This window comes from Geosporobacter subterraneus DSM 17957 (assembly GCF_900142145.1).
Taxonomy (GTDB): domain Bacteria; phylum Bacillota; class Clostridia; order Peptostreptococcales; family Thermotaleaceae; genus Geosporobacter; species Geosporobacter subterraneus.
Map to the genome: position 1 here is coordinate 31,375 of NZ_FQZV01000023.1, position 21,392 is coordinate 52,766.

Genomic DNA, 21,392 nt, shown 5'->3' on the forward strand with positions numbered 1-21,392 from the left:
CAAGTTGTTGACAAATTATTGTTGCTCAATAAGCCCCTCCTAAGCTTCCGAACAGGGACTTTGACGAGGTCACTTTTTTCAATAATTTCCCAGACAGCATGAAAGGTTTCACGTGAAACAGTGAAACCTTATACCCGTTGAAACAGCTCGATTAAACGCTCCAGCTCTTCATCGCTGTAATATTCTATTTCAATTTTTCCTTTTTTCTTTCCTTTAACAATGTTTACCTTCGTGCCTAAAAGGCTCTTTAATGCATCCTCTAAGGAAACCAGATGATAATCCTTCATTTTATTATTTGCCTTCTTTTTTTCTTTTACCGTTATTATGTTATCAACTAAAATTTCTGTTTCCCGAACAGAAAGCTGGTTTTCAACGATTTTTTGTGCTGTCTCCAACTGCTGCTGCTTGTCCTCTATACGCAGCAGTGCCCTTGCATGACCGCTGGTAATCTTATCCTCTACAACCATTTGCTTTAGCTTTTCACCTAGATTTAAAAGCCTTAAGGTATTGGCAATGTGGGGTCTGCTTTTCCCCACCACCTGGGCTAATTCCTCCTGAGTTAATCCATAGAGCTCCATCAGCTGTCTATAAGCACCGGCTTCTTCAATGGCATTTAAATCCTCTCTTTGGAGGTTTTCGATCAGTGCAATCTCAAGTCCCGTTCTTTGATCCATTTCCTTAATAATACAAGGGACTTCCTTAAGGCCGGCTTCTATTGAGGCCTTCCATCGGCGTTCTCCCGCTACAATCTCATACCCCTGGTCAACGGGCCTTACAACGATGGGCTGTATCAATCCATGGGTTTTGATGGAATCTATCAGGGTTTCCAGCTTTTCCTTGTCGAAGTGCTTTCTAGGCTGGTCTTTATTGGGACGAATTTCTTGAATCGATATTTTATATGGTTCACCCTTTTGGGGGTTGCTGGCTGTCAGAGGTTCTTTATTTGCTGGTATTAAAGCGTTTAAGCCCTTACCTAAACCACCCTTTACTTTGGCCAATTATATCACATCCTCTTCTAAATCTAAAAACTCTTCCGTCAGCTCCATGTAGGCTTCCGCTCCCTTAGATTTTGGATCATATTCAACGATGGACAAACCGTAGCTAGGTGCTTCAGCCAATCGAACATTTCGTGGAATCACAGTCGTATAAACCTTTCCCCGGAAATATTTTTTTACCTCATCAACTACCTGAATCGATAGATTGGTTCTGCCGTCAAACATACTTAATACTACGCCCTGGATCATAAGATCCGGGTTTAAGTTATTTCTTACCAGCTCTATGGTATTCATCAATTGACTTACACCTTCTAAGGCATAATACTCACACTGGATGGGAATCAATACACTGTCAACGGCCGTCAACGCATTGATGGTCAGCAAGCCAAGAGAGGGAGGGCAATCTACGAAAATATAATCATATTCCTGTTTAATATCCATAATGGCCATTTTTAAGATCTTTTCCCGCTCATCCATCTCCGTCAGCTCTATTTCCGCCCCCGCCAGTTGTACGCTGGAAGGAATAATATATAAATTTTCACGGTTGGTCTCCAGGATACATTGTTTTGCATTTGCACTGCCGATAATTAAATCGTACATGGAATACTCCAGACTGGTCTTATCAATTCCAAATCCGCTGGTGGTATTTCCCTGTGGATCTATATCGATCACTAAGGTCTTCTTTCCCTTTGCTGCAAGACAAGCACTAATATTTACATTGGTTGTTGTTTTTCCAACACCACCTTTTTGATTAAATATAGCAATAACCTTCCCCAACCAAATCACCTCACATTTCTTGGTATGTATAGATTTCGTTACAACCCCTTTGATTCCTTCTTGAAAATTAAGGAACTCAAAAAATATTCAAATAATACATTGAAAACTTCTGAATATAATATAAAAGGTCTCTGTGTATATAAGGGGGAACAAACATATGTTGAGAGTCATAATGACCGCTTTTTGGATGGTATTTCTCGCAGAGTTAGGAGATAAGACACAGCTCCAGACCATGCTTTTGGCTACACAATCAAAATCCAGGCTGGGTGTATTTATCGGAGCATCCTTAGCCCTTAGCTTAAGTGCATTATTGGGTGTTGTTGCAGGAACCCATATTACAAAATATATTTCTCCCCATTATCTTCAATTAGGAGCTGGTGCTGCTTTCATCATCATTGGCCTTCTTACGTTACTGGGAAAAATTTAAAACTCAGGACCAGAGGTCCTGAGTTCATTATGTTTTTGGAATTTTTACGATAACTTCTACATAGTCGCCTTTGTCCAATTGCTTATATTCTGCATTTAAACCAGTTTCTTTAATTGCATTAAAAGCATTTTTTAAGGTATTTAAATAGATTTTAAAGTTAAAAGCACTTTTAATGTTTTGCCGCCGTTCGGGTTCCTTAGGTCGTGAAAGCTTGTCTAAAACTTCTGCGATCAGCTTTTCTGTTTTCTTAACATTAAGATCCTTCTTGATCACCTGCTGTAGAATGTCCATCTGGAGCTTTTCGTCGGGGAGCTTTAAAAGGGCTCTGGCATGTCTTTCCGTTAGCTTATGCTCTAAGAGCATGGCTTTTATTTCAGGTGTTAACTTTAGTATTCTCAATTTATTAGCTATGGTTGATTGATTCTTTCCAACCTTCTCTGCGATATCCTGCTGTGTAAAGTTGTGATCATGAAGCAAATGGGCAAAGCCTTCCGCTTCCTCAATAAAATTCAGATCTTCCCGTTGGAGATTTTCTATCAATGCCAAAACAGCTGAGTCCTGATCATCAATATTCACTACAATAGCCGGTATCGTCTCCATCTCCGCCAGCTTCGCAGCCCGCAGCCTTCTTTCTCCCGCCACTAGCTCATAGCTGTCCTGACCGATTTTTCTCACATTAATCGGCTGTAGTATACCATATACCTTAATGGACTCACACAATTCATCCAAGGCTGTTTTCGTAAAAACCTTTCTTGGTTGATAAGGATTGGGACGTATTGAACCCACAGGGATTTGCAAAATATTTTGTTCCTGCTCTCTGATCATGTTATCTTCCCCTTTGATTTCACAAATACTCTCAATACTACTTATTATTTCGTCAAAAAAGCCTCACTTCCTTCTATTCCTTTGAAATTCCTTCCACGATCGCTCTACAAATAAACCAAGGAAACGAGCTAAATAAGGGGGCTTTTTGTCGGAGTACCCGCTTTTCTAGGATATTTTGTCGGTGTTTGTTTTATTTTTTTTATAATCACGATATTATGGTTAATCTCACTGAAAGGCAGTGGGATATCTATTTTTTCCACAAGCTTTCCCCCTAGAATTTCAATGGCCTTTTGTCCCCGGTTCATTTCCTCTTCAATGTTGGGACCTTTTTGTGCAATGAAATACCCTCCTACTTTAACAAAGGGCATGCAATATTCCAACAGAATATTCAACTCTGCCACGGCCCGGGCCACAGCAAAATCATATTTTTCCCGGTAGTTTTTATGATTGCCATAGTCCTCTGCCCTGCCGTGTAAAAACTCCACAGCTTTTAATCCCAGGCTATCACATACGGTTTGCAGGAAATTGATCCGTTTGTTCAGAGAATCCAAGAGGGTTAATTGAATATCTTGATAATATACCTTTAAAGGAATTCCCGGAAATCCTGCTCCCGTACCAACATCTATCATCTTTACGCCATTTTTTAATCGAGAAACCTTCACACAGGATAAAGAGTCTAAGAAATGCTTGATCATTACATCCCTTTCCTCCGTAATGGCAGTAAGATTTATTTTCTCATTCCACTCTAAAAGCAGTTCCTTATACTGGATCAGCTGTTGAATCTGCTGTTCTGATAAATCAATCCCTATTTGCTTTGCTCCCTCTTTTAGAATATACACGCTATTCAATTTCATCAACCTTCTTTCTTCGCTGCTGTTCCAGATAGACCAGCAGTACAGAAACATCTGCAGGAGATACTCCGGAAATTCTTGACGCCTGCCCAATAGACAGTGGTTTTATGGTACTTAGCTTCTGTCTTGCCTCCAACCGCAATCCCTCAATCTTATGATAATCAATCTCAGGATCTAAGCGCTTGCTTTCCATTTTCCTAAATTGCTCAATCTGCTTCAGCTGCTTATCAATGTAGCCTTCATACTTGGTTTGTATTTCACACTGATTGATTACATGATCAGGGAGCGGTTTTCTTTCTCTGTCAATAATATGGATATTATCATAGGTCAGCTCCGGACGCTTCAACAAATCATATAAAGATATACTGCTCTTAATGGTGGCACTCTGCATGGACTCTAAAAATTCATTTCCCTGCTCCGGAGTAATAAACACCCTTCTTAAGCGTTCCAATTCCTCTTCGATCATCTGCTTTCTCTCTAAATAAACCCGATATCGGTCTTCTTTCACCAGTCCTATCTGATACCCCTTCTCGGTCAATCTTAAGTCTGCATTATCCTGCCGTAGCACCAGCCGGTATTCTGCCCGTGAAGTCATCATGCGGTAAGGTTCATTGGTTCCTTTGGTAACCAGATCATCAATTAAAACACCGATATAAGCCTCTGACCGATCCAGTACAAAAGGCTCCTTGTTCTGTATTTTTAAAGCGGCATTGATACCCGCAATCAGTCCTTGGGCAGCTGCTTCCTCATACCCAGAGCTGCCGTTAAACTGTCCCGCAGAAAAAAGGCAGGGAATATTCTTGCACTCCAGCGTAAGCTTCAGCTGAGTAGGATCTACACAGTCATACTCGATGGCATAGGCCGGCCGCAGTATTTTTACTCTTTCTAATCCAGGAATCGTCCTTAGAAAACGAATTTGTACATCTTCCGGCAAACTGGTGGACATTCCCTGAACATACATTTCGTTAGTATCTAAGCCCTCCGGTTCCACAAAGAGCTGATGTCTTTCCTTATCCGCAAACCGCACCACTTTATCTTCTATTGACGGGCAGTATCTCGGTCCCGTGCCCTCTATATCACCGCCGTACATAGCTGACCGGTGTATATTTTGACGGATCACATCATGGGTATTTTGATTGGTATAGGTCAGCCAGCAAGGCTCTTGCTCTCTTTCAAGGTCCTCGCTCATAAAGGAAAAGGGTACAATTTTTTCATCCCCGGGCTGTATCTCCATTTTGCTGAAATCTAAAGTTTTTTTATCTACTCTGGCTGGGGTTCCCGTCTTAAATCTTCTCATTTGCAGCTTTAACTGCTTTAGATTTTGTGTCAGTTCCTTAGAAGGGGCCAAACCGTTAGGGCCGCTTTCATAGTTTACACTGCCAATAAATATCTTGCCCCCTAAATAAGTGCCTGTAGCCAGTATTACTGCCTTTGTATGATAGATGGCACCGGTCCTCGTCAATACTCCGGTAACTCCCTTATCATCTGTTATCAGGGATATTACCTCTCCCTGCTTTAGGTCCAGGTTTTCCTCATTTTCAATAACCTTCTTCATTTCCACATGATAACGAAGCTTGTCTGCCTGGGCTCGTAAAGAATGTACTGCCGGTCCCTTGGCAGTGTTAAGCATCCTGCTTTGTATAAAGGCCTTGTCAATATTGCGGCCCATTTCTCCGCCCAATGCGTCAATTTCCCGTACTAAATGGCCCTTTCCAGTGCCCCCAATGGCAGGATTGCAGGGCATCATAGCAATGGAATCCAGATTTATACACAAGAGCAGGGTTTTACATCCCATCCTTGCTGCTGCCAGTGCAGCTTCACAGCCTGCGTGACCTGCACCGACTACTATCACCTCATAGGTTCCTGCCTCAAATTGTTCCCGCATAATGCTTTTCCTCCTTATTTTCCTAAACAGAAGTTGGCAAATATTTTATCAATTAGATCCTCGCCAACCGTATCTCCCGTGATTTCACCTAGGTACTCCCATGTATTCTTTACGTCCACCTCGATAAAATCAAGGGGCATTCCCTGACCAATAGCTCCAACTGCATCCTCCATGCTTTTCTTGCTCCGCTCCAATGCATTTTTATGACGGGCATTGGTTACAAAAGAGTGGTCCTGATGCTTTACCTCTCCTCCATAGACCATTTTTACGATGGCCTCCTCCAGTTCTTGAAGTCCTTTTCCTTCCAGCACAGATATAGGAATAATCCTTTTTCCAGGCAGCAGCTCTTGAATCTTGCTTTCTTCCAGCTTCGCCGGCAGATCTATTTTGTTAATCAATACAATAGCATCCCGATGCTCCACCAGCTTCATAATTTGTTCATCCTCCGAGGATAAGGGCTCTGCAGCATTTAGTACGAAAATGATCAGGTCGGCCCGATTGAAAAACTCCTTACTTCTCTCTACGCCAATTTTCTCGATAAAGTCTTCCGTTTCCCTTATTCCTGCGGTATCTATGATTCTTAAGGGAATTCCCTGAATATTCACATATTCTTCTATAACATCCCGGGTAGTCCCAGGAATGTCGGTAACAATAGCCCTTGACTCCCTCAATAATGCATTCATTAATGAAGATTTTCCCACGTTGGGCTTCCCAATGATTACGGTACTGAGCCCTTCCCTTATGATTTTTCCCGTATGGGCAGTCTTTAACAGCCCTTCTATATCCCCGATGATCTCTTCTGCTTGTTCTTTTAACGTACGATATGTAATTTCTTCAATATCCTCATCGGGAAAGTCTATATTCACTGTTATATGAGCCAGCATTTCCAATAACTTGTCCCGTATCCTTTTAACCTCTTTCGACAGGCTTCCCTCCAATTGCCCTAGCGCCACATCGAATCCTACATCTGTCTTCGCTCGTATCAAATCCATCACCGCTTCTGCCTGGGCTAAATCGATTCGGCCATTCAAGAAGGCTCTCTTTGTAAATTCACCGGGTTCTGCAATTCTAGCCCCATGACGCAGGACCAACTCCAGGATTTTCCTTACAGGCACAATACCACCATGACAATCTATTTCCGTAACGTCCTCCGCTGTATAGGTATAGGGCGCCTTCATATAGGTAACCAATACCTCATCAACCCTGTTTTTCGTGTCCGGGTCTACAATATGCCCATGGGTTAGTCTTCTTCCCCCATATTCCAGTATGCTGTTTCCCCGGGTAGGCACAAAGAGCTTATCTAAAATGGATACTGCATCAGGCCCGCTCATACGAACAATCCCTATGCCAGCTTCTCCTGGTGCAGTTCCTATGGCAGCAATGGTATCATCTATCATAAAATCACCTCATATTCTTTATTGCTTCTATATATTATACCAATTTTTATTTAAAAGGATAACAAAACCCAGTATGGCTACTGGGTTTTCATGAAAAATTACCTGAACTTTAAGTTTACTTCAATGAAATGACTACCTTACGATAAGGCTCTTCCCCTTCACTTCTGGTAACAATACCGGAGTGATTTTGCAGAGCCGCATGGATAATTCTTCGCTCATAAGGGTTCATCGGCTCTAGAACAATTTCTTTTCGATTTGTCTTCACGTTATGAGCCAGTCGGTTGGCAAGACGAATAAGGGTCTGCTCTCTTTTTCTCCGATAATCCTCTGTATCTACCAGTACCCGCAGATAGTTTTCTCGATCCTTATTCACTACAAGGCTCACTAAGTATTGGATAGAATCCAAAGTTTGTCCTCTCCGACCAATTAATACACCCATATCCGGTCCAAATACATCGATGTACAGATTGTCCCCTTTTAACTTCGTTTTAAACTCCGCTTTCAGTCCCATGGTTTTGAGCACTTCTCTTAAGAAATTTACTGCGGTTTCTTCCGGATTGTCTTTAACTGTTACCTTAACCTTTGCCTGCTTCGTACCGATTAATCCGAATATTCCTCTGCTCGCTTCTTCTAATACCTCTACCTCTACCTGATCCCTTGTAACCTTAAGCTCCTCAAGAGCGGCAATTACCGCTTCCGCTACGGTTTTTCCTGTTTTTTCTACGAACTTCATACTAATTTGACTCCTCCTTAAGGGTTCCAGCCTTCGGTATTACATACTGTTGTGCCATTTGGAACAAGTTACTTACAACCCAATATAACGTTAATCCTGCTGGGAAGCTTCTACCCCACCATAAAATCATTACGGGGAATATGGTATTCATGGTCTTCATACTAGGATTTTGTGCAGCACTTGGATTGGAAGCCGTATTCATAGAAAAATATGTTGTAATACCAGCCAGTACTGGTAATATAATCTTATCCGGTTCACTTAAATTAGGAATCCAAAGGAAGGACTCGTTTACAGCTTGTGCAAAATTTGGATCTGCAATATATTTGATCGGTTCTCTTAATACAGCAAATAAACCGAAGATGATCGGCATTTGGATCAGCAACGGCAAGCATCCGCCCAGGGGATTCACTTTATATTCTTTATAAAGTTCCATGGTTTTTACATTTAAGGTTTCTTTATCATTTTTGTATTTATTCTGCAGTTCCTTTAACTTTGGCTGCATGTCGGCCATCATTTTCGTCTGTTTTAGCTGTTGAAAGGTCAATGGCAGCATCAGCAGCTTAACGATAATCGTAAAGAATATAATAGATATCCCATAATTACCAATTAATCCATATAAAAAATTCAGCAGCGTTCCTAACGGTTTTGCGATCAATACGTTTACCCCCTATCGACACTATTTTAAAGGATCATACCCACCGGTATGAAAGGGATGACATTTCAAAATGCGCTTAATACTTAAATAACCGCCTTTTACAACACCGTACTTCTCAAAGGCTTGCAGTGCATATTGAGAGCAGGTAGGATAAAACCTGCAGCTCGGCGCCTTTAAAGGTGAAATATATTTACGATAAAACTTAATCAATAGAATAAAGATGTATTTCAAGCTTCTTCACCTATTTCAACAGCTTGGATTTTTTCAAAAGGTGTATCATCGCTCTTTCAATTTCTATGTAAGAAGCCTCCTTGCTATTTACTCTAGCAATGAACACAAGGTCGTATCCTGGCTCCAGCTTACCTTCTACAGAATGGAAACTTTCCTTCATTAACCTTCTGACACGATTGCGCACAACACTTTTTCCAACCTTTTTACTAGCAGAAAAGCCTACCCTATTAAAAGTCTGCCCATTTTGCATTATAAAAAGTACTAAGTATCGATTTGCCATGGAAGATCCCTTGGCATAAACCTTTTTAAATTCCGTATTCTTTTTTAATCGCATAGCGTCCTTCATCTAATATGCCTTCTTTCAATGGGGAAAAGATCTGGAAACGTTTATCCTTCAGCTGGTCTAACACTATTAAGGCCGTATATACTAGAAGGGTTATCCTTGATCTTCGGGAAACAACATGTTATAGAAAAAGGCCACTGTATGCGGCCTTATGCAGTCAATCTCTTTCTGCCTTTTAATCTTCTTCTCTTTAATATATTTCTTCCAGACTTGGAACTCATTCTCTTTCTAAATCCATGTTCTTTCTTTCTTTGTCTAGTCTTTGGCTGATAAGTTCTTTTCATCGAAAACACCCCCTTCAAAATCTGTCTATATATTGAAAAGATTATATACTCCTAAAAATGAGCATTTACTAAATAATTATACCTTTGTCGTCCCTATCTGTCAAGAAAGTTCTTTTTTTGTGGATAAAAATATACCCAGCTATATTTATTGTGGATAATTTTTGGATTGCGATTGAATTTCCCCGCATATTTTGATATGATAGTATAAAACTGTTGATATGTGGAAAAGCCCTTTCACATATTCACTTTTATACACAAACTGTGGATAAAAGTGTGTATAACTTTAATGTTTCACTTCTATTTCTTGATTTTTTCCCATAAAATCCTGTGAATGGATTATAAATTTTCTTTACCTTTAATGTGTACAAGCCTTTTTGTGCTTCAGAATATATTTGCTGTGACAAAAATATCCACAACGTTATTCATTTCCTAGATCTATAAATTTATACATCAAAAATTATACAGCGAATACAAAATATCCACAAAATCTGTTGATAATCTGTGGATATTGAATTTTATTCAACTCCTATTTCAAAAAAATTTTCTATTGGATGGGGTTGTTTTTCATTTACTATTAAGTAGGGGGCTGTAACATGAGTAAAAATTTGCATGAAATGTGGGAAAAGTCATTAAATCTCATTAAGACAGAACTTACTGAGGTTAGCTTTAATACCTGGTTAAAACCAATCGAACCAATGAGTATGAATGGCAATGTCATCATTCTTGCCGTGGCTAATGACTTTTCCAAGGGTATTCTGGAAGCAAGATATGCCAGCTTGATTATTAATGCCTTAAAACAAATCGCCGCTACAGAGTACAAACTGGAATTTATTGTACCTGGCAGCGAAAAATATATCCGGTATTCTCAAGCAAGCCATCAGCCAAAAAACAACGATACCTTTGATACTTTAAACTTAAATCCAAAATATGTTTTCGATACCTTTGTAATCGGAAATAGTAACCGCTTTGCCCACGCAGCTTCCTTAGCGGTTGCAGAAGCACCGGCTAAAGCTTACAACCCTCTTTTTATCTATGGGGGCGTAGGACTAGGAAAAACCCACTTGATGCATGCCATTGGTCATTACATCCTAGGCCAGAATCCAAACGCTAAGGTAGTTTATGTTTCCTCAGAAAAATTTACCAATGAGCTGATCAACTCCATCCGTGACGATAAAAACGTGGAGTTTAGAAATAAATATAGAAATGTAGATGTCCTATTAGTAGACGATATTCAATTTATCGCCGGTAAAGAAAGAACGCAAGAAGAGTTTTTCCATACCTTTAATGCACTCCATGAAGCCAATAAGCAAATCATTATCTCCAGTGACCGTCCTCCAAAAGAAATTCCAACATTAGAGGATCGTTTGCGTTCCCGTTTTGAATGGGGTTTAATTACAGATATTCAGCCTCCTGATCTGGAAACCCGTATCGCTATCCTTAGAAAAAAAGCAGAGGTAGAGGGCATCGATGTGCCAAACGAAGTCATGCTTCATATTGCTAAAAAAATCCAATCCAATATTCGTGAACTGGAAGGTGCCTTGATCCGGATCGTTGCCTATTCCTCCTTAACCAATAAAGAAGTCACCGTTGAATTGGCCAGTGAAGCGCTAAAGGATATTATTTCCTCTAAACCAAAACAAATTACAGTTCCTTTAATTAAAGAAGTGGTTTCCGAACACTGCGGCTTGAAACTGGATGACTTTAATTCCAAAAGGAGAACTCGTTCCATTTCTTATCCGAGACAAATCGCTATGTATCTCTGTCGGGAGCTCACAGACCTGTCTCTGCCTAAGATTGGCGATGAATTTGGCGGCAGGGATCATACCACGGTAATTCACGCCCATGAGAAGATCTCTCAAGACATAGAAAACGATATGGATATCAAAATAAAGATAGATAATATTATTAAGGATATAAAAGGAAAGTAATACACAATAACATGTTGGCATCTATCGAATAAGTTGTGTATAAGTCTGAAGAGTTTTTGAACAACTGTATATGTGGATAACTTTTCATAAACTACTCACAACTTAAAAATTTTTTAAATAAAGTTATTTTCTTTATCAGACAGGGTTATCCACAAATCTACAACCCCTACTACTATTACTACTAAAAATTTATATTTTTAGATACCTTTTAGAACAAAGGAGGTTATCCACAGATGAAATTTATTTGCAGCCAAAAACAACTGGCTTCAGCTATTACCATTGTTCAAAAAGCTGTTTCAGCAAAGACCACACTGCCTATTTTAAAGGGCATATTATTAGAAACCGTAGGACAAAAACTAAAACTGGTGGGTACAGATCTAGAATTAGGCATCGAACAAACTATTGATGCGGAAATTCTATCAGAGGGATCCATTGTTATTTCTTCAAGAATACTGGGGGATATCATCAGAAAATTGCCCGATGCAGAGATAGAATTTCAAATCGACCAAGATCATAATATGGTTATAAGGTGTGAAAATTCTGAATTTGCATTGATTGGGCAACCTTCAGTAGAATTCCCGGAGCTGCCTGTAGTGGAAGAAGAATATTCCTACCAAATTTCTCAGGATCTTTTTAAAAACATGATTCGCCAAACTATTTTCGCTACAGCCTTAGACGAAACGAGACCCATACTGACCGGGGTGTTAATGGAAATTGCCGAAAGCAATATTAATATGGTAGCTCTAGATGGCTATCGATTGGCCTTTAGACAAGGAACCATTAAAAGTTATGAAAATAGTAAGGCTGTTATTCCAGGTAAGACCCTTAGTGAAATTCACCGGATTATTTCAGATGAGGATACTGCAGATGTTGAAATATTCTTTACAGACAAGCATGTATTATTTCAGATGAAGGATATTAAGGTGATTTCCAGATTGCTGGAAGGAGAATTCATCAACTATAAACAGATCCTTCCAAATGAATATAAATCCAGAGTTAAGGTAAATACGAGAAATTTGCTGGATAGCATGGAAAGAGCATCGCTGCTGGCCAAAGAAGGTAAAAATAACTTAGTAAGATTCTCTATAAAGGATGAAACGATGACGATTACCTCCAATGCAGAAATTGGAAGGGTATATGAAACCTTAAACATAGAATTGGAAGGTCAGGATCTCGATATTGGATTTAACTCAAAATACTTCTTAGATGTTTTAAAGATCATTGATAGTGAGGAAATCTATTTGGAATTTACAACAAATGTAAGTCCTTGTATTGTAAAACCAACAGATACGCAGAATTATACATACCTCATTTTACCGGTGAGATTGGCTAACTAATAAAAGGAGTTTTCTATACCTTTGTATAGAAAACTCCTTTTCAAGGTAAAAAAGGTATTTATTTATGTTTGAAGACAGGCTTTTTGTACAAACTAAGGCGTAGAAAATGTTTTTAGCGGAAGGATGTTGATGATGAGAAAGATAAGGATCGAAGAAGATATGATTAAACTGGATTCACTGTTAAAGCTGGCTGATTTTGCCCAAACAGGCGGCCATGCAAAGATCATGATCCAGGATGGTTTGATAAAGGTAAATGGAAATGTTGAGTATCAACGGGGCAAAAAAATTAAGCCGGGAGATCAGGTAAGTGTAGAAGGACAAGTTATTACAGTGGTTAAATAGACGCTAAAAAGGCAGTATATAGAAAAAAATAATCTATAAAGCAGGGACACAGATTTGCTGGGTTCCGTTAAAACAGCAGATTTGTTACTTCCATCGCGTTGTGGGGTGCTTTTGTGTATATAAGAAATTTAAAGTTAATTAACTTTAGAAATTATCATCAGTTAGAATTATCCCTTCACCCTAAGGTGAATATTTTTGTTGGAGATAATGCTCAAGGAAAAACCAATATTCTGGAAGCCATCTATATGACTGCAGCGGGCAAATCCTTTCGTACTACTAAGGATCGAGAAATCATTAGAATGGATAAGCAGCAGGGCTATATAAAAATAGAGGGTGAAAAAAGGTATGGTAAGGTTACAGTGGAGTTAAAGCTAGAAGAAGAAAAGAAAAAACAAGTTAAAGTAAATGGTTTAACTTCCACAAAACGTGCAGATTTACTGGGAAATGTATATGTGGTCATTTTTTCACCGGAGGATCTGAGGTTGGTGAAGGAGGGACCTGCTGAGCGGAGAAGATTCATTGATCAGGAGCTTTCCAATATTAAACCAAAGTATTTTCATCATTTACACCAATATCATAAGGTTCTAATGCAGCGAAACAATTTATTAAAGAAAATACAACAGAACAGAGGATATATGGAAACCCTGGAGATTTGGGATGAAAAACTGGCAGAGCTGGGGACAAAGCTAATGTTTGAAAAAATGAGCTTTGTCAGCCGATTGAGCATGCTGAGCAAATTGGTTCATCGTAAGATTACAGATAATAGGGAAACCCTGGAGCTTAAGTATCAGAGCAGTATCCCTATGAAGAATAATGATGCAGAAATGAAGGATTTTTTTATTAAAAAACTACAGGAGACCCTGGAAAAGGATATAAACAGAGGCAGCACAACCATTGGCCCCCACAGGGATGATCTGGGGCTTTATGTGAACGGCATTGATATCAGAATTTTTGGTTCCCAGGGTCAGCAGCGTACTACTGCCTTAGCTTTGAAGCTGGCAGAAATTGAGCTGGTGAAGGGTGAGACCGGCGAATACCCAATTCTATTATTGGATGACGTGATGTCAGAATTGGATCCGAAGCGGCAGCAGTTTTTGATTAAAAGCCTTCGGGACATTCAAACCTTTGTAACCACAACGGAACTAAATAATCTGGAAACCATGGAGTTTAATGAAAAAGAGATATTTTACGTCGAGAATGCTCATGTAAAACCTTATGCTAAGGACTAAAGTAGGGGTTCCGTCAAATAAAACGAATATTTCTTTTATATAGACCCATAAAAGGTTATAATATAATTTGGATAAATTTTGTAGGGAGGCGTTGAGATGTTTCTTCATTTGGGTGGAGATATGGTGATACCGATCAGTGATATCGTTTCCATTATTGATATGGGCACGGTTGCAAAATCAAAGGATAATAAGGAATTCTTTAGGATTGCAGAGGAAGAAGGATTTGTTTGCCGTATTACAGCAGAAGTACCGAAGTCTTGCGTGATTACGGAAAGAATAGAGGCAGGGAAAAAAGGTGAGAAGCATACGGTAAAATCTGTGATCTATTATTCACCCATTTCATCAACAACACTTCAAAAAAGGGCCGGATTTATAGATGAGATTCATATTTAACAGATTGTATAATTTAGTAGAAGAATTAGAAAATACAGACACAGATTCGCTAGGTTTGTCCTTTTGGTCGTTCTAAACCTCCTTCCAACAAAGAAAGCTAAAACTTGCAAACTCACTGCGTTCAAATATACAAGTTTTTATAGGCTTTCTTTATATACAGTTGCTAAGACCGATGTCAAAAGGATCAAAGAGACGCTCACGTAGTGTCACGTATTTTCTTTAATACACAATATAAAGTGGCTTAATAGATTTATTTTGCAGAGGTAAGTACAGCTACTGATTCGGAAGATAGGAAAATATAAGAGATTCATTGAATCTGTAGTTTTTTTGTGAAATTCAGTCGTATTCACAAGAAGTAAATCGTAGGGGGTAAAAACACATGGAAAAAATAAATCAAGAATATGGCGCCGAACAGATTCAAGTATTGGAAGGATTAGAACCGGTTCGAAAAAGACCAGGGATGTATATTGGTTCCACAGGACCTAAGGGACTTCACCATCTGGTATATGAAATTGTAGACAATAGTATAGATGAGGCTTTAGCAGGTTACTGCAAAAACATCGTCATAAACATCGGAAAGGATAACACGATTACGGTTACCGATGATGGGAGAGGGATGCCCGTAGATATTCACCCTAAGATGGGTAAGCCTGCTGTAGAAGTTATTCATACGGTTCTCCATGCTGGAGGAAAATTTGGGGGCGGAGGCTATAAAGTATCGGGAGGTCTTCATGGAGTAGGGGCTTCTGTTGTAAATGCCTTATCGGAGTGGATGGAGGTTACCGTTAAAAGAGAGGGTAAAATCTATCGTCAGCGATATGAGCGTGGCCATACCAAAACAGAGCTGGAAGTGATCGGAGAGACAGAAGAAACCGGTTCAAGTACAACTTTTCTTGCAGACTCCGAGATTTTTGAAGAGGTGTTCTACAAATTTGACACTTTAGAGCATAGGCTAAGAGAAATGGCCTTTTTAAATAAGGGTATTCGTATTAGTTTAACCGATGAAAGGGGAGAAACACCCAAAAAAGTTGTTTTCCATTATGAAGGCGGTATTAAAGAGTTCGTAAAATATTTAAATAAGAACAAGGATATCGTCAACAATACCATTGTCTATTTTGAAGGCAGCAAAGAGGGCTCCTATGCTGAGGTTGCCATGCAGTATACAGATACCTATACAGAAAATATATTTTCCTTTGCCAACAATATCAATACCCACGAGGGTGGAAGCCATTTAATAGGCTTTAAGTCTGCCCTTACCAGAGTGATAAACGATTATGCCAGAAAGAGCAATATTCTAAAGGAAAAAGAAGAAAATCTCACGGGAGAGGATATCCGAGAAGGCTTAACAGCGATTATCTCTGTCAAGCTGACAGAACCCCAATTTGAAGGACAGACAAAAACAAAGCTTGGTAACAGCGAAATGCGGGGAATCGTAGAAAATATTACCACAGAGGCTTTACAGGCCTTTTTAGAGGAGAATCCGGGAGAAGCAAAGATTATCATAGAGAAGACTATTCGTGCAGCCAGGGCAAGAGAGGCTGCAAGAAAGGCCAGAGAACTTACCCGAAGAAAGGGAATTCTAGACAGCATGGCGCTGCCAGGGAAGCTGGCAGACTGCTCTGAAAGAGATCCAAAACTGAGCGAGATATTCCTGGTGGAGGGTGATTCTGCGGGCGGATCTGCAAAGCAGGGCAGAGATCGAAGAACACAAGCCATTTTACCTCTTCGTGGTAAAATCATGAACGTTGAAAAAGCCAGATTAGATAAGATTCTTAATTACAATGAAATTCGTGCCATGATTACAGCCTTTGGCTGCGGCATTGATGATGAATTTGATCTGGAAAAACTTCGTTATCATAAGATTGTGATTATGACCGATGCCGATGTAGACGGTGCCCATATACGAACCTTGCTGTTAACCTTCTTTTACCGATATATGAAACCCTTGGTGGACTACGGTCATGTCTATATTGCACAACCTCCTTTGTACAAGGTTAAAAAGGGGAAAGAAGAGCATTATGTATATTCAGATAAGGAGTTAGATGCTTTATTGAATAATATCGGCAGGGTAGGCATTAGTATACAACGTTACAAAGGGTTAGGGGAAATGAATCCGGAGCAGCTGTGGGATACTACCATGGACCCTGAAAAGAGAACGATTATTCAGGTAACGGTGGATGATGCAGTAGCGGCAGACGAGATTTTTACTACACTTATGGGAGATAAAGTTAAACCACGCAGAGATTTCATCGAAGAAAATGCAAAGTACGTAAGCAATCTAGATGTGTAGTAAGGGGGCTGAAAGATGTTAGAGCATATTGGTAATATCGTACAAATTGATATTGAAGAAGAGATGAAAAAGTCTTATATCGATTATGCCATGAGTGTAATCGTAGGGAGAGCACTGCCAGATGTAAGGGACGGGCTAAAGCCTGTTCATAGAAGAATATTGTATGCAATGAATGAATTGGGATTAAGCCCTGATAAACCTCATAGAAAATCTGCCCGTATCGTAGGGGATGTACTAGGTAAGTATCATCCTCATGGTGATAGCTCTGTATATGAAGCCATGGTTAGAATGGCCCAGGATTTTTCCACCCGCTACCTGCTGGTTGACGGCCATGGAAACTTTGGATCTGTTGACGGAGATGGGGCAGCGGCCATGCGTTATACGGAAGCAAGACTTTCTAAGCTGGCGGTAGAATTGCTGAGAGATATTGGGAAGGAAACCGTGGATTATGCACCGAACTTTGATGAGACATTAAAGGAACCTGTTGTGCTTCCAAGCAGATATCCAAACCTGTTGGTAAACGGGTCTAATGGTATTGCCGTTGGAATGGCTACATCTATTCCGCCTCATAATTTAGGGGAAGTGATTGATGCAACAGTTAAGCTGATTGATGATGAGGAAGCTACTGTAGAGGATTTAATCAAGATCGTGAAAGGTCCTGATTTTCCTACAGGAGCTACCATTATGGGCAAAGAATCTATTCGCGAAGCCTATCGAACCGGTCAGGGAAGAGTTATAGTCCGGGCGAAAGTGGACATTGAACAGACTGCCAAGGGAAAAACCCAGATCATTGTAAATGAAATTCCTTATCAGGTAAATAAAGCCAGATTAATTGAGAAAATTGCAGAATTGGTACGTGATAAAAAAATCGAGGGTATTTCTGATTTAAGGGATGAAAGTGACCGCAATGGCATGCGTATTGTCATTGAAATTAAAAGAGATGCCAATGTCAATGTAGTATTAAATAAGCTTTATAAGCATACCCAGCTTCAGGATACCTTCAGCATTATTATGATTGCTTTGGTAGATGGACAGCCAAAGCTGCTGAACCTGTATGATATGATTTATCACTATTTAGGACATCAGAAGGATGTTATTCGAAGAAGGACAGAATATGATCTGGCCAAGGCGGAGGATCGTGCCCATATATTAGAGGGATTAAAGATTGCTTTAGATCATATCGACGAGGTCATTCAGTTAATTCGAAGCTCTTCCAACGTACAGACTGCTAAGGAAGGCTTGATGAGCCGGTTTAAGCTTTCTGAAAAGCAGGCTCAAGCTATACTGGATATGCGTCTTCAAAGATTGACAGGTTTAGAAAGAGAAAAGATTGATGAAGAATACGAAGAATTAATCAAGCTGATTAATCACTATCGTGAAATATTAGCGAATGAAAGACTTTTATTAAGTATCATCAAAGAAGAATTACTGGAAATTAGAGATAAGTATGATGATGATAGAAGAACAATGATTGCTGCAGCTGCTGATGAAATTGATATGGAAGACTTGATTGATGAGGAAGAAGTAGCCATTACTTTAACCCACTTTGGATATGTAAAGAGACTTCCATCCAATACCTATAAAAGCCAACGCAGAGGTGGAAAAGGGGTAGCTGGTCATGCTACCCGGGAAGAGGATTTTGTAGAACATCTCTTTATTACTTCTACCCATAACTATATTGTATTCTTTACGAATTTAGGAAGAGCTTACCGGTTAAAGGCTTACGATATTCCTGAGGCGAAAAGACAGGCCAAGGGAACAGCTATCGTAAATTTGCTGCAACTGCAGCCTGATGAAAAGGTAACGGCAGTAATCCCGATAAAAGAATTTGAGGATAATAAGTTCCTGATCTTAGCCACGAAGACAGGTATTATCAAAAAAACGGAACTGTCTCAGTTTGATACCTCCAGAAAATCCGGTATTGTAGCGATCAGCTTAAGAAATGATGATGAGCTGATCAGCGTAAAGCTGACGGATGGCGAAAAGGAAATTATCATGGCTACCAGAGACGGTATGGCTATTCGATTCGATGAAAAGGATGTAAGAGATATGGGTCGTTCTGCCATGGGTGTTAAGGGGATGAGCCTTAGTGAAGGAGATTATGTAGTGGCCATGGAACTGGTGGAAAAGGACAGTGATCTGCTGATCGTCAGCGAATATGGATTTGGAAAGAGAACTTCACTGGATGAGTATCGTATCCAATCCAGGGGAGGAAAGGGTCTAATCACCTACAATACAAAGGATAAGACCGGCATGGTAGTTGGTGCAAAGGTTGTAACTGATCAGGATGAAGTGATGCTGATCAGTACCGATGGTGTAATTATTCGTCTTCAGGTGAAGGATATTTCAAGAATGGGAAGAAATACTCAAGGGGTTACACTCATGAAGGTGAGACAGGATACGAATATCGTATCGATTGCAAAGGTAGCCCAAGAAATTGAGGAAGATAATGAATAAAAATTATTAACTAAAAATAAATAAAAATATTTTAGAAAACTGTTTAATCAATCAGAAAAGGGAAATATATATACCAGCAAAAGGTTTTATATTACCTTTTGTTTATGTCGGAAAGTAGGATCGGCTCATCATACTTTCATTGGCATACATTGGACTTAAAACAACCCCCTTATTTGATATTTTGCGCAAAGGCATAGTTGCTTTTGCGTATTTTTTTTATTACAATAAAGGGAAAAAAGAACAAAACTTTTCATATTCTTACAACGAACATTAAAAAGCTTTTTATTGTTCATAAACATGTTTAAGCTGTCTCAGATTGGGTAAAATCAAAAAAAGAAAGTTAGGGGGGTTTTTTTGTGTCATTAAAAATGAATACGCAGTATTTAGCTGAAAAGAATATGTGGTATGTAGAAGTGGTTGGTGAAATAGATATTTACACTGCAAACAGGCTAAAAGAAACGTTAATTAATTTGTTAAATGAACAAAATACAGATATTAGAATTAACTGTGAAGAATTAGATTATATAGATAGTACAGGTTTAGGTGTGTTAATAGGTGCATTGAAGCGCTTAAAGCAAGATAATAAAAATATTATTATAGCAAATCCGAAGCCAAATATTTCAAAGCTGCTTAATATTACAGGCCTTAACAAAATATTTATCATAGAAGGGTGAATGAATGAATTATGAGCAACATAAAAATAATAGAGAAGGTGGAATATCAAATGGGTGATAGTTTATCTATATCCATACCAAGTAAACCGGAGTATGTCAGCGTTGTTCGTTTAACAACTTCTGCTATCGCCAGCAGAATGGGTTTTAATGTTGAAGAAATTGAAGATATTAAGGTAGCAGTTGCGGAAGCCTGTACCAATGCGATTATTCATAGTAATTGCAAACAGGACGATAACTTCAACATTCATTTTGGGATGGATGAGAAAAAGATTGTAATACAAGTTCAGGATCAGGGAAACGGTTTTTACTGTGAGGCTGTAGAGGAGCCGGATTTGACAAGTCCAAAGGAGGGAGGATTGGGGATATTCATTATTAAGTCTCTAATGGACGAAGTTGTACTAGAATCAGATATTGGCAAGGGCACAACGATAAAAATGACTAAATATTTAGGGGATGATATTTAATGAAGAATGTAGCGCCTGCTACCATGAACAGAGATTTAAATTCCCTAAAGCAGTATAACGAGAAGGAATTATTTAAATTATACGCAGCTACTAAAGATAAAACCATTAGAAATGAGCTGGTAAACCGTTATCTGTATATAGCAGAGATCTTATCTAAAAAATATGTAAATCGAGGTATTGAATACGAGGATATTTACCAGGTTGCTTCCTTAGGTCTTATTTATGCCATTGAACGTTTTGATCTGAATAGGGGATTCGAATTTTCTAGCTTCGCCACACCAACCATTATTGGAGAAATAAAAAAGCACTTCCGAGATAAGGGCTGGTCTATCAGGGTACCGAGAAGAATTCAGGAGCTATCTAAAAAAGTCAACGCTGCAAGAATAGTACTGAATCAGACGCTGCAGAAAAGCCCTAAAATTGAGGATATTGCAGAGTACTTAGGGTGTACAGCAGAACAGGTTTTAGAGGCTATGGAAGCCAGTCAGGTCTATACGCCAAAATCTTTGGATCTTAGCTACGATACCAATGGTGAAGATAAGGATTTACAGCTAATGGATTTAATTGGCGAAGATGATCGACATTTTGATATCATTGAAAATCGTGATTTTATAGCGAAGTGTATGGATAAACTAAATGAGGTAGAGATAAAGATCATTAAGGATCGCTTCTTCAAGAATCGGACGCAGATTCAAGTGGCTGATGAATTAGGGGTTTCCCAGATGACTATCTCAAGAATGGAAAAAAAGATTATTGAAAAATTTAGAAAAGAATTGACAAGAATTAAGGATTTATAAAAGGGTTAAATGGAACGAAGAATTTAACCTTTTTATTTATATGTAAAAAATAGAGTCTAGGAATTTTTCCATGACTCT

The 21,392-nt window shown here is 39.2% G+C and carries 22 protein-coding genes; 11 read left to right on the forward strand and 11 right to left on the reverse strand.

Going from position 1 to position 21,392, the window contains the following annotated elements; genetic code table 11:
- Positions 1-128: 128 nt before the first annotated feature.
- Together BUB56_RS09750 and BUB56_RS09755 are read right to left on the reverse strand one after the other, a co-directional pair.
- On the reverse strand, positions 129-998 hold the full coding sequence (locus BUB56_RS09750) for a ParB/RepB/Spo0J family partition protein (protein WP_110941128.1): 870 nt from the start codon (positions 996-998) through the stop codon (positions 129-131).
- Positions 999-1,772: a ParA family protein gene (locus BUB56_RS09755; protein ID WP_110941129.1), complete on the reverse strand. Its 774-nt coding sequence runs from the start codon at positions 1,770-1,772 to the stop codon at positions 999-1,001. It abuts the gene before it with no gap.
- A 157-nt stretch (positions 1,773-1,929) separates the two neighbouring features.
- Between BUB56_RS09755 and BUB56_RS09760 the strand changes: the two genes are divergently transcribed.
- Positions 1,930-2,199: a TMEM165/GDT1 family protein gene (locus BUB56_RS09760; RefSeq protein ID WP_110941130.1), complete on the forward strand. Its 270-nt coding sequence runs from the start codon at positions 1,930-1,932 to the stop codon at positions 2,197-2,199.
- Positions 2,200-2,226: 27 nt separating this feature from the next.
- Here BUB56_RS09760 and noc read toward each other — a convergent pair whose 3' ends face one another.
- The 9 genes from noc to rpmH form a co-directional block, all read right to left on the reverse strand.
- On the reverse strand, positions 2,227-3,024 hold the full coding sequence (gene noc / locus BUB56_RS09765; RefSeq protein WP_110941131.1) for a nucleoid occlusion protein: 798 nt from the start codon (positions 3,022-3,024) through the stop codon (positions 2,227-2,229).
- A 128-nt stretch (positions 3,025-3,152) separates the two neighbouring features.
- Complete coding sequence (gene rsmG, locus BUB56_RS09770) at positions 3,153-3,878, reverse strand: 16S rRNA (guanine(527)-N(7))-methyltransferase RsmG (RefSeq protein ID WP_334292834.1); 726 nt, start codon at positions 3,876-3,878, stop codon at positions 3,153-3,155.
- Complete coding sequence (mnmG, locus tag BUB56_RS09775) at positions 3,865-5,760, reverse strand: tRNA uridine-5-carboxymethylaminomethyl(34) synthesis enzyme MnmG (RefSeq protein WP_110941132.1); 1,896 nt, start codon at positions 5,758-5,760, stop codon at positions 3,865-3,867. Before mnmG ends, rsmG begins: the two co-directional genes overlap by 14 nt.
- 14 nt (positions 5,761-5,774) lie before the next feature.
- A complete protein-coding gene (gene mnmE / locus BUB56_RS09780; protein ID WP_110941133.1) occupies positions 5,775-7,157 on the reverse strand; it encodes a tRNA uridine-5-carboxymethylaminomethyl(34) synthesis GTPase MnmE in 1,383 nt (460 codons plus the stop codon).
- A 115-nt stretch (positions 7,158-7,272) separates the two neighbouring features.
- Complete coding sequence (gene jag / locus BUB56_RS09785) at positions 7,273-7,890, reverse strand: RNA-binding cell elongation regulator Jag/EloR (RefSeq protein WP_110941134.1); 618 nt, start codon at positions 7,888-7,890, stop codon at positions 7,273-7,275.
- Between the two features lies 1 nt (position 7,891).
- Positions 7,892-8,545, reverse strand: a complete 654-nt coding sequence (locus BUB56_RS09790; protein WP_110941135.1) for a YidC/Oxa1 family membrane protein insertase — start codon at positions 8,543-8,545, stop codon at positions 7,892-7,894.
- A 21-nt stretch (positions 8,546-8,566) separates the two neighbouring features.
- Positions 8,567-8,776: a membrane protein insertion efficiency factor YidD gene (gene yidD / locus BUB56_RS09795; protein WP_110941136.1), complete on the reverse strand. Its 210-nt coding sequence runs from the start codon at positions 8,774-8,776 to the stop codon at positions 8,567-8,569.
- A gap of 10 nt (positions 8,777-8,786) precedes the next feature.
- Entirely contained in the window at positions 8,787-9,122 is a 336-nt protein-coding gene (rnpA, locus tag BUB56_RS09800; RefSeq protein WP_110941137.1) for a ribonuclease P protein component, read from the reverse strand.
- 146 nt (positions 9,123-9,268) lie between these two features.
- Positions 9,269-9,403, reverse strand: a complete 135-nt coding sequence (rpmH, locus tag BUB56_RS09805; protein ID WP_110941138.1) for a 50S ribosomal protein L34 — start codon at positions 9,401-9,403, stop codon at positions 9,269-9,271.
- Positions 9,404-9,996: 593 nt separating this feature from the next.
- Between rpmH and dnaA the strand changes: the two genes are divergently transcribed.
- From dnaA to BUB56_RS09855, 10 genes are all read left to right on the forward strand, one after another.
- The gene (gene dnaA, locus BUB56_RS09810) at positions 9,997-11,331 is read left to right on the forward strand and encodes a chromosomal replication initiator protein DnaA (protein WP_110941139.1); all 1,335 of its coding nucleotides are present in this window, start codon (positions 9,997-9,999) and stop codon (positions 11,329-11,331) included.
- Between the two features lie 233 nt (positions 11,332-11,564).
- Positions 11,565-12,668 carry a DNA polymerase III subunit beta gene (dnaN, locus tag BUB56_RS09815; protein ID WP_110941140.1) on the forward strand — a complete coding sequence of 368 codons (1,104 nt, stop codon included), beginning with the start codon at positions 11,565-11,567 and terminating at the stop codon, positions 12,666-12,668.
- A 132-nt stretch (positions 12,669-12,800) separates the two neighbouring features.
- Positions 12,801-13,010 (forward strand): RNA-binding S4 domain-containing protein, encoded by a 210-nt coding sequence (locus BUB56_RS09820; RefSeq protein ID WP_110941141.1) that lies wholly within the window; start codon positions 12,801-12,803, stop codon positions 13,008-13,010.
- Positions 13,011-13,123: 113 nt separating this feature from the next.
- Positions 13,124-14,239, forward strand: coding sequence for a DNA replication/repair protein RecF (recF, locus tag BUB56_RS09825; protein ID WP_110941142.1), 1,116 nt, complete (start codon positions 13,124-13,126; stop codon positions 14,237-14,239).
- A gap of 96 nt (positions 14,240-14,335) precedes the next feature.
- The gene (gene remB, locus BUB56_RS09830; RefSeq protein WP_110941143.1) at positions 14,336-14,632 is read left to right on the forward strand and encodes an extracellular matrix regulator RemB; all 297 of its coding nucleotides are present in this window, start codon (positions 14,336-14,338) and stop codon (positions 14,630-14,632) included.
- 379 nt (positions 14,633-15,011) lie between these two features.
- The gene (gene gyrB, locus BUB56_RS09835) at positions 15,012-16,922 is read left to right on the forward strand and encodes a DNA topoisomerase (ATP-hydrolyzing) subunit B (RefSeq protein ID WP_110941144.1); all 1,911 of its coding nucleotides are present in this window, start codon (positions 15,012-15,014) and stop codon (positions 16,920-16,922) included.
- Positions 16,923-16,937: 15 nt separating this feature from the next.
- Positions 16,938-19,379, forward strand: a complete 2,442-nt coding sequence (gene gyrA, locus BUB56_RS09840; protein WP_110941145.1) for a DNA gyrase subunit A — start codon at positions 16,938-16,940, stop codon at positions 19,377-19,379.
- Positions 19,380-19,735: 356 nt separating this feature from the next.
- Entirely contained in the window at positions 19,736-20,053 is a 318-nt protein-coding gene (locus BUB56_RS09845) for an STAS domain-containing protein (protein WP_242946279.1), read from the forward strand.
- A 50-nt stretch (positions 20,054-20,103) separates the two neighbouring features.
- Positions 20,104-20,517: an ATP-binding protein gene (locus BUB56_RS09850; protein WP_242946280.1), complete on the forward strand. Its 414-nt coding sequence runs from the start codon at positions 20,104-20,106 to the stop codon at positions 20,515-20,517.
- The gene (locus BUB56_RS09855) at positions 20,517-21,314 is read left to right on the forward strand and encodes a SigB/SigF/SigG family RNA polymerase sigma factor (protein ID WP_110941147.1); all 798 of its coding nucleotides are present in this window, start codon (positions 20,517-20,519) and stop codon (positions 21,312-21,314) included. Before BUB56_RS09850 ends, BUB56_RS09855 begins: the two co-directional genes overlap by 1 nt.
- Positions 21,315-21,392: the final 78 nt, after the last annotated feature.

Coding starts and splice junctions, on each gene's coding strand:
- BUB56_RS09760 (WP_110941130.1), top strand. CDS start 1,930: ATGTTGAGAGTCATAATGACCGCTTTTTGGATGGTATTTCTCGCAGAG.
- noc (WP_110941131.1), bottom strand. CDS start 3,024: ATGATCAGAGAGCAGGAACAAAATATTTTGCAAATCCCTGTGGGTTCA.
- rsmG (WP_334292834.1), bottom strand. CDS start 3,878: ATGAAATTGAATAGCGTGTATATTCTAAAAGAGGGAGCAAAGCAAATA.
- mnmG (WP_110941132.1), bottom strand. CDS start 5,760: ATGCGGGAACAATTTGAGGCAGGAACCTATGAGGTGATAGTAGTCGGT.
- mnmE (WP_110941133.1), bottom strand. CDS start 7,157: ATGATAGATGATACCATTGCTGCCATAGGAACTGCACCAGGAGAAGCT.
- jag (WP_110941134.1), bottom strand. CDS start 7,890: ATGAAGTTCGTAGAAAAAACAGGAAAAACCGTAGCGGAAGCGGTAATT.
- rnpA (WP_110941137.1), bottom strand. CDS start 9,122: ATGAAGGACGCTATGCGATTAAAAAAGAATACGGAATTTAAAAAGGTT.
- rpmH (WP_110941138.1), bottom strand. CDS start 9,403: ATGAAAAGAACTTATCAGCCAAAGACTAGACAAAGAAAGAAAGAACAT.
- dnaA (WP_110941139.1), top strand. CDS start 9,997: ATGAGTAAAAATTTGCATGAAATGTGGGAAAAGTCATTAAATCTCATT.
- dnaN (WP_110941140.1), top strand. CDS start 11,565: ATGAAATTTATTTGCAGCCAAAAACAACTGGCTTCAGCTATTACCATT.
- BUB56_RS09820 (WP_110941141.1), top strand. CDS start 12,801: ATGAGAAAGATAAGGATCGAAGAAGATATGATTAAACTGGATTCACTG.
- remB (WP_110941143.1), top strand. CDS start 14,336: ATGTTTCTTCATTTGGGTGGAGATATGGTGATACCGATCAGTGATATC.
- gyrB (WP_110941144.1), top strand. CDS start 15,012: ATGGAAAAAATAAATCAAGAATATGGCGCCGAACAGATTCAAGTATTG.
- gyrA (WP_110941145.1), top strand. CDS start 16,938: ATGTTAGAGCATATTGGTAATATCGTACAAATTGATATTGAAGAAGAG.
- BUB56_RS09850 (WP_242946280.1), top strand. CDS start 20,104: ATGGGTGATAGTTTATCTATATCCATACCAAGTAAACCGGAGTATGTC.
- BUB56_RS09855 (WP_110941147.1), top strand. CDS start 20,517: ATGAAGAATGTAGCGCCTGCTACCATGAACAGAGATTTAAATTCCCTA.